Annotated in this window: 3 protein-coding genes; 2 read left to right on the top strand and 1 reads right to left on the bottom strand. The window is 67.3% G+C overall.

Annotated features, from left to right (window positions below):
• The coding region (locus tag GH736_RS13055) for a spermidine synthase (protein ID WP_203230761.1) at positions 1–287 on the bottom strand (287 nt) is incomplete at its 3' end.
• A gap of 345 nt (positions 288–632) precedes the next feature.
• Between GH736_RS13055 and rpoB the strand changes: the two genes are divergently transcribed.
• Complete coding sequence (gene rpoB, locus GH736_RS13050; protein WP_159603947.1) at positions 633–4,124, top strand: DNA-directed RNA polymerase subunit beta; 3,492 nt, start codon at positions 633–635, stop codon at positions 4,122–4,124.
• Positions 4,125–4,165: 41 nt separating this feature from the next.
• Positions 4,166–8,062 (top strand): DNA-directed RNA polymerase subunit beta', encoded by a 3,897-nt coding sequence (gene rpoC / locus GH736_RS13045; RefSeq protein ID WP_159603945.1) that lies wholly within the window; start codon positions 4,166–4,168, stop codon positions 8,060–8,062.
• The last annotated feature ends 151 nt before the right edge of the window (positions 8,063–8,213 follow it).

Here is an 8,213-nt window from a genome sequence, read left to right as displayed (position 1 = left end):
GCCGCGACCTCGGGGTCGAGCTCGACGACCAGTTGATGCGATCCCGGCCGGGTCGCCGCGACGTAGCGCGGCAGCGTCATCGCGCCGCCGCCGAGGTGCAGCACCCGGATCGGCTCGCCCTCGGGCGCCACCGCATCGAGCACGTGGCCGAGGCGTCGCACGTACTCGAAGAACAACCGGGTCGGATCGGCCGGATCCACGTGCGACTGCGCCGTCCCATCGACGAGGAGCGTGAGGCCCGTCGGCGAGAAGACATCGGCCTCGAACTCGATGCGGGGGTGCGACATGCCTGCATCGTGCCACGTCCGCGCCCGCGCGAGCCGCGCGATCCGCCGGGCGAACCGCGCGATCCGGCCCCCCGAGCCGCCGGATTCCCCGGCCGGAACGGGGAATCGGCGGGGCATCCGCGCGGTTATACCGGAGATCCACGAACAAATCAAGAATCTCGCTGGACATGGCGCGTCGTATGACATATAGTTGACCTTTGCGCTCCCAGACCCACCATGCCTTCATATTGCGGTCGGCTTCGCGTGCCGGGGTTCCTGACCTCGTGCATCCGCAAACGTCTGAGGGGTTCCACTCTCCGCTACCGACAGTGAACCGGCCCGACGGGGCCGATGGAGGTTATTCACTTGGCTGCTGCGCGCAACGCGACCACGCCCACCCCCAAGAACGGACGCGGCGCAAGCCGCCTCTCGTTCGCAAAGGTCACCGACACCCTCACCGTGCCCGACCTGCTCGCACTCCAGACGGAGAGCTTCGACTGGCTGGTCGGCAACGACGCGTGGAAGGCACGCGTCGCCGAGGCCGAGGAGGCCGGCCGCCAGGACCTGCCCGAGCACACGGGCCTCGAGGAGATCTTCGAGGAGATCTCCCCGATCGAGGACCTCGGCGAGACCATGCAGCTCTCGTTCACCAACCCTGAGCTCGAGCCGCCGAAGTACACGATCGACGAGTGCAAGGAGAAGGGCAAGACCTACTCCGCCCCGCTCTACGTGAACGCCGAGTTCATGAACCACCTCACGGGTGAGATCAAGACGCAGACCGTCTTCATGGGCGACTTCCCGCTCATGACCCCCAAGGGCACCTTCGTCATCAACGGCACCGAGCGTGTCGTCGTGTCGCAGCTCGTCCGCTCGCCCGGTGTCTACTTCGAGCGCACCCCCGAGAAGACCTCCGACAAGGACATCTACTCGGCTCGCGTCATCCCGAGCCGTGGCGCATGGCTCGAGTTCGAGATCGACAAGCGCGACCAGGTCGGCGTGCGCATCGACCGCAAGCGCAAGCAGTCCGTGACCGTCTTCCTCAAGGCCCTCGGCCTCACGAGCGAGGAGATCCTCGAGGAGTTCGCCGGCTACGAGTCGATCGCGCTCACCCTCGAGAAGGACAACATCCTCACCAAGGAGGAGGCGCTCAAGGACATCTACCGCAAGCTCCGTCCGGGCGAGCAGGTCGCCGCCGAGGCCGCGCGTGCGCTCCTCGACAACTTCTACTTCAACCCGAAGCGCTACGACCTCGCCAAGGTCGGCCGGTACAAGATCAACAACAAGCTGGGCCTCGAGGCTCCGCTGACCGACTCGGTGCTCACGGTGCAGGACATCGTCGCCACGATCAAGTACCTCGTCGCCCTCCACGACGAGCGCACCACCATCGCGGGTCGCCGCGGCGGCAAGGCGGTCGACATCCGCCTCGACGTCGACGACATCGACAACTTCGGCAACCGTCGCATCCGCGCGGTCGGCGAGCTCATCCAGAACCAGGTGCGCACCGGCCTCAGCCGCATGGAGCGCGTCGTGCGCGAGCGCATGACCACGCAGGACATCGAGGCGATCACCCCGCAGACCCTGATCAACGTGCGACCCGTCGTCGCTGCGATCAAGGAGTTCTTCGGCACCTCGCAGCTCTCGCAGTTCATGGACCAGAACAACCCGCTCGCCGGTCTGACGCACAAGCGTCGCCTGAGCGCGCTCGGCCCCGGCGGCCTCTCCCGCGACCGTGCGGGCGTCGAGGTCCGAGACGTCCACCCGTCGCACTACGGCCGCATGTGCCCGATCGAGACCCCCGAAGGCCCGAACATCGGCCTGATCGGCTCGCTCGCGTCGTTCGCGCGCATCAACTCGTTCGGCTTCATCGAGACGCCCTACCGCAAGGTCGTCTCGGGCAAGGTCACCGAGCAGATCGACTACCTCACGGCGATGGAGGAGGACGACTACATCGTCGCCCAGGCCAACGCGCCGCTGAAGGCCGACGGCCACTTCCAGGAGGAGCGCGTGCTCGCCCGCCGCAAGGGCGGCGAGGTCGACCTGTTCCCGGCCGGCGACATCGGCTACATGGACGTCTCTCCGCGCCAGATGGTGTCGGTGGCGACCTCGCTCATCCCGTTCCTCGAGCACGACGACGCGAACCGCGCCCTCATGGGTGCGAACATGCAGCGCCAGGCCGTGCCGCTGCTCCGCAGCGACTCGCCGTTCGTCGGCACCGGCATGGAGGGCTACGCGGCCGTCGACGCCGGTGACGTGATCACCGCCGACAAGGCGGGCGTCGTCGCCGAGGTGTCGGCCGACTCGGTCACCGTGCAGCTCGGGGAGGGCGGCACCCAGACCTACTTCCTGCGCAAGTTCGACCGCTCCAACCAGGGCACGTCGTACAACAACCGCGTGGTGGTCTCGGCCGGCGAGCGCATCGAGGCCGGCGAGGTCATCGCCGACGGTCCCGCGACCGACAACGGCGAGCTCGCGCTCGGCAAGAACCTCCTCGTGGCGTTCATGCCGTGGGAGGGTCACAACTTCGAGGACGCGATCATCCTCAGCCAGAACCTCGTGAAGGACGACGTGCTCTCGTCGATCCACATCGAGGAGTACGAGGTCGACGCGCGCGACACGAAGCTCGGCAAGGAGGAGATCACCCGTGACCTCCCCAACGTCAGCCCCGACCTGCTCGCCGACCTCGACGAGCGCGGCATCATCCGCATCGGCGCCGAGGTCCGCCCCGGCGACATCCTCGTCGGCAAGGTCACGCCGAAGGGCGAGACCGAGCTCTCCGCCGAAGAGCGCCTGCTCCGCGCGATCTTCAACGAGAAGAGCCGCGAGGTGCGCGACACGTCCCTGAAGGTGCCTCACGGCGAGCAGGGCACGATCATCGGCGTGAAGGTGTTCGACTCGCAGGACGGCGACGACGAGCTCGGCTCCGGCGTCAACCAGCGCGTGGTCGTCTACATCGCCCAGAAGCGCAAGATCACCGAGGGCGACAAGCTCGCGGGCCGTCACGGCAACAAGGGCGTCATCTCCAAGATCCTCCCGGTCGAGGACATGCCGTTCCTCGCCGACGGCACGCCCGTCGACGTCATCCTGAACCCGCTGGGCATCCCTGGCCGAATGAACTTCGGCCAGGTGCTCGAGACCCACCTCGGATGGGTCGCGAAGCAGGGCTGGAAGGTCGAGGGCAACCCGTCGTGGGCCAAGAAGCTCCCCAAGGACGCGCACGAGGCCGCCCCCGGCACCAAGGTCGCGACCCCGGTGTTCGACGGTGCCCTCGAGGAGGAGATCGCGGGTCTGCTCGACTCGACGCTCCCGAACCGCGACGGCGAGCGCCTCATCGACTCGACCGGCAAGACGCAGCTCTTCGACGGTCGCTCCGGCGAGCCCTTCCCGTACCCGGTCTCGGTCGGTTACATGTACATCCTGAAGCTGCACCACCTCGTGGACGACAAGATCCACGCGCGCTCCACCGGCCCGTACTCGATGATCACCCAGCAGCCGCTCGGTGGTAAGGCGCAGTTCGGTGGCCAGCGCTTCGGTGAGATGGAGGTGTGGGCCCTCGAGGCCTACGGCGCCGCCTACGCGCTGCAGGAGCTCCTCACGATCAAGTCCGACGACATCCTCGGCCGCGTCAAGGTGTACGAGGCGATCGTCAAGGGCGAGAACATCCAGGAGCCCGGCATCCCCGAGTCCTTCAAGGTGCTCATGAAGGAGATGCAGTCGCTCTGCCTGAACGTCGAGGTCCTCTCGGCCGACGGCACCGCGGTCTCGCTGCGAGACACCGATGACGAGGCCTTCCGCGCAGCGGAGGAGCTCGGCATCAATATCTCCGCGCGCTTCGAGTCGTCGAACATCGACGAGATCTGAACCCGGCCAGAACGACGACTGAGATTTTTCTAGGAGAGAAATTGCTCGACGCAACCACTTTTGACGAGCTTCGCATCGGTCTGGCCACCGCCGACGACATCCGTCGTTGGTCGTATGGCGAGGTCAAGAAGCCCGAGACCATCAACTACCGCACGCTCAAGCCCGAGAAGGACGGCCTCTTCGGCGAGCAGATCTTCGGACCTTCCCGCGACTGGGAGTGCGCCTGCGGCAAGTACAAGCGAGTCCGCTTCAAGGGCATCGTCTGCGAGCGCTGCGGTGTCGAGGTCACGAAGTCCTCGGTGCGCCGTGAGCGGATGGGCCACATCGAGCTCGCCGCCCCCGTCACGCACATCTGGTACTTCAAGGGCGTGCCCTCGCGCCTCGGCTACCTGCTCGACATGGCGCCGAAGGACCTCGAGAAGGTCATCTACTTCGCCGCCTACATGGTGATCGACGTCGACGACGAGGGTCGTCACGCCGACATGCCCGGCCTCGAGAACGAGCTCCGGCTCGAGATCAAGACCATCGGCGACCAGCGCGATGCCCGCATCGCGACGCTCATGGCACGCAAGGAGGAGGAGCTCGCCGGTCTCGAGGCCGAGGGCGCCAAGTCCGACCAGAAGAAGCGCGCCGAGGCCGCCGCCGACAAGGAGATGGCCGGCGTCCGCAAGAGCGCCGACGAGCAGATCGCGCACCTCGAGCGCGTGTGGGAGGACTTCCGCACCCTCAAGGTCGGCGACCTCAAGCCCGAGGACTCGGTGTTCCACGAGCTCCAGGACCGCTTCGGCATGTACTTCGACGCCTACATGGGCGCCGAGGCCATCAAGAAGCGCCTCGAGGCGTTCGACCTGGCCGCCGAGGCGGAAGACCTGCGCCTGCAGATCGCCGAGGGCAAGGGCCAGAAGAAGATCCGCGCGATCAAGCGACTCCGCGTCGTCAGTTCCTTCCTGCAGACCGGCAACTCGCCGGCCGCGATGGTGCTCGACGTGGTGCCGGTGATCCCGCCGGAGCTTCGTCCGATGGTCCAGCTCGACGGCGGCCGCTTCGCGACCTCCGACCTCAACGACCTCTACCGTCGTGTGATCAACCGCAACAACCGCCTTCGTCGCCTGCTCGACCTCGGGGCTCCCGAGATCATCGTGAACAACGAGAAGCGGATGCTGCAGGAGGCCGTCGACGCGCTGTTCGACAACGGCCGTCGTGGTCGCCCGGTCACGGGCACCGGCAACCGCGCCCTGAAGTCCCTGAGCGACATGCTCAAGGGAAAGCAGGGTCGCTTCCGCCAGAACCTGCTCGGCAAGCGCGTCGACTACTCGGGCCGTTCGGTCATCGTGGTCGGCCCGCAGCTGAAGCTGCACCAGTGCGGTCTGCCCAAGCAGATGGCGCTGGAGCTCTTCAAGCCGTTCGTGATCAAGCGCCTCATCGACCTGAGCCACGCGCAGAACATCAAGGCCGCCAAGCGCATGGTGGAGCGTTCGCGCCCGCAGGTGTGGGACGTGCTCGAGGAGATCATCCGCGAGCGCCCCGTGCTGCTGAACCGCGCGCCCACGCTGCACCGCCTCGGCATCCAGGCCTTCGAGCCCCAGCTCGTGGAGGGCAAGGCCATCCAGCTGCACCCGCTCGTCTGCGCGGCGTTCAACGCCGACTTCGACGGTGACCAGATGGCCGTGCACCTGCCGCTGTCGGTCGAGGCCCAGGCGGAGGCCCGCATCCTGATGCTGGCGTCGAACAACATCCTGAAGCCGTCCGACGGCCGTCCGGTGACCCTGCCCACGCAGGACATGATCATCGGCCTGCACCACCTGACGACCCACAAGCCCGGCGCAGCCGGCGAGGGTCGCGCGTTCTCGTCGATCGCCGAGGCCATCCTCGCGTTCGACCAGAACCGTCCGGGTGACATCGCGCTCGACCTCAACGCCACGGTGAAGATCCGCCTCGAGGGGCTGCACTTCGCCGAGGGCGACGAGCCCGAGGGCTTCGTGTCGGGCAAGCCGTTCCTCATGGAGACCACGCTCGGTCGTGCGCTCTTCAACGAGGCGCTGCCGGTCGACTACCCGTTCTTCAACCAGCAGGCCGGCAAGGGCCAGATCTCGGCGATCGTCAACGACCTCGCCGAGCGCTACCCGAAGACCGAGGTCGCCGCGACCCTCGACCGGATCAAGGACGCCGGCTTCCGCTGGGCGACCCGTTCGGGCGTGACCGTCGCGCTCTCCGACATCCTGACGCCGCCGAACAAGGGCGAGATCGTCTCGAAGTACGAGAAGCAGGCCGCCAAGGTCACGTCGCAGTTCGAGAAGGGTCTGACGACCGACCTCGAGCGTCGCCAGGAGCTCATCCAGATCTGGACGAAGGCCACCGACGAGGTCGCCAAGGCCATGCAGGAGAACTTCCCGACCGACAACACCATCAACCGCATGGTGACGTCGGGTGCTCGTGGTAACTGGCTGCAGGTGCGCAACATCGCCGGCATGCGAGGCCTCGTGAACAACCCGAAGGGTGAGATCATCCCCCGCCCGATCATCTCCTCGTACCGCGAGGGGCTGTCGGTGGCGGAGTACTTCATCGCGACCCACGGTGCCCGGAAGGGTCTGGCCGACACGGCCCTCCGTACGGCCGACTCGGGCTACCTCACGCGTCGTCTGGTCGACGTCTCGCAGGATGTCATCATCCGCGAGGACGACTGCGGCACCGGCCGTGGCCTCGACCTCGCGATCGCGACGACGGATGCCACGGGCGAGCTCGTCCGCGACCCGAACGTCGAGAACGCGGTCTACGCCCGCAGCCTCGCCGCCGACGCGGTGAACGCCAAGGGCGAGGTCGTGGCCGAGGCCGGCGAGGACGTGGGCGACGTGCTCATCGACAAGCTGCTCGGTGCCGGCGTCGAGACCATCAAGGTCCGTTCGGTGCTGACCTGCGAGTCGGCGGTCGGCGTCTGCGCGAAGTGCTACGGCCGTTCGCTCGCGACCGGCAAGCTCGTCGACATCGGCGAGGCCGTCGGCATCATCGCGGCCCAGTCGATCGGCGAGCCCGGCACGCAGCTCACGATGCGTACCTTCCACACCGGTGGTTCGGCCTCGGCCGACGACATCACGCAGGGTCTTCCCCGCGTGCAGGAGCTCTTCGAGGCACGTACCCCCAAGGGTGCGTCGCCCATCGTCGAGGCCCCGGGTCGCATCACGATCGACGAGACCGAGCGTCAGCGCAAGGTCATCCTCACGCCCGACAACGGCGACGAGCCCATCGCGTACAACGTGCTCAAGCGTTCGACGCTGCTCGTGGAGGACGGCCAGCACGTCGAGCTCGGCCAGCAGCTGATCGTCGGCACCGTCGACCCGAAGGAGGTCCTCCGGGTCAAGGGCGTCCGCGAGGTGCAGAAGCACCTCGTCGACGGCGTCCAGGACGTCTACCGTTCGCAGGGCGTGCCGATCCACGACAAGCACATCGAGGTCATCGTGCGCCAGATGCTGCGCAAGGTCACCGTCGTCGACCACGGCGACACCGACCTGCTGCCCGGCGAGCTCGTCGACCGCTCGAAGTACAACGAGATCAACCGCGCCACGCTCACCGAGGGCAAGAAGACGGCGTCGGCTCGCCAGGAGGTCATGGGTATCACCAAGGCCTCGCTCGCGACCGAGTCGTGGCTGTCGGCCGCGTCCTTCCAGGAGACGACCCGCGTGCTCACGCAGGCCGCCATGGAGGGCAAGTCCGACCCGCTGGTCGGCCTGAAGGAGAACGTGATCATCGGAAAGCTGATCCCCGCGGGCACCGGTCTGAACAAGTACCGGAACGTCGCGGTCGAGGCCACCGAGGAGGCGAAGGCGGAGCGGTACCCGAACCGCATCTTCGCCGACGACGCGGCCTTCGCCGAGGGAGACCTCAGCTTCGTCGACTTCGACGCGTTCTCGAGCGACGACTTCACCCCCGGCAACTACAGCTAGTCGCCGATACGACCGAAGGGCTCCGGAGTGATCCGGGGCCCTTCGTCGTACCCTGGCCGGTCGCGCGATCACGGGCGGGGCGGATGCCGCGGGCGGCCCGCTCCCGTCGACCGCGCCCGCGCGGCTCCGCGGCCGACGCCGCCGCCGTTGC

The sequence above is a fragment of the Agromyces humi genome (genome assembly GCF_009720255.1).
GTDB classification, from domain to species: domain Bacteria; phylum Actinomycetota; class Actinomycetes; order Actinomycetales; family Microbacteriaceae; genus Agromyces; species Agromyces humi.
Note: the sequence above shows the minus strand (reverse complement) of the source record. Positions and strands in the feature narration are given on the sequence as shown.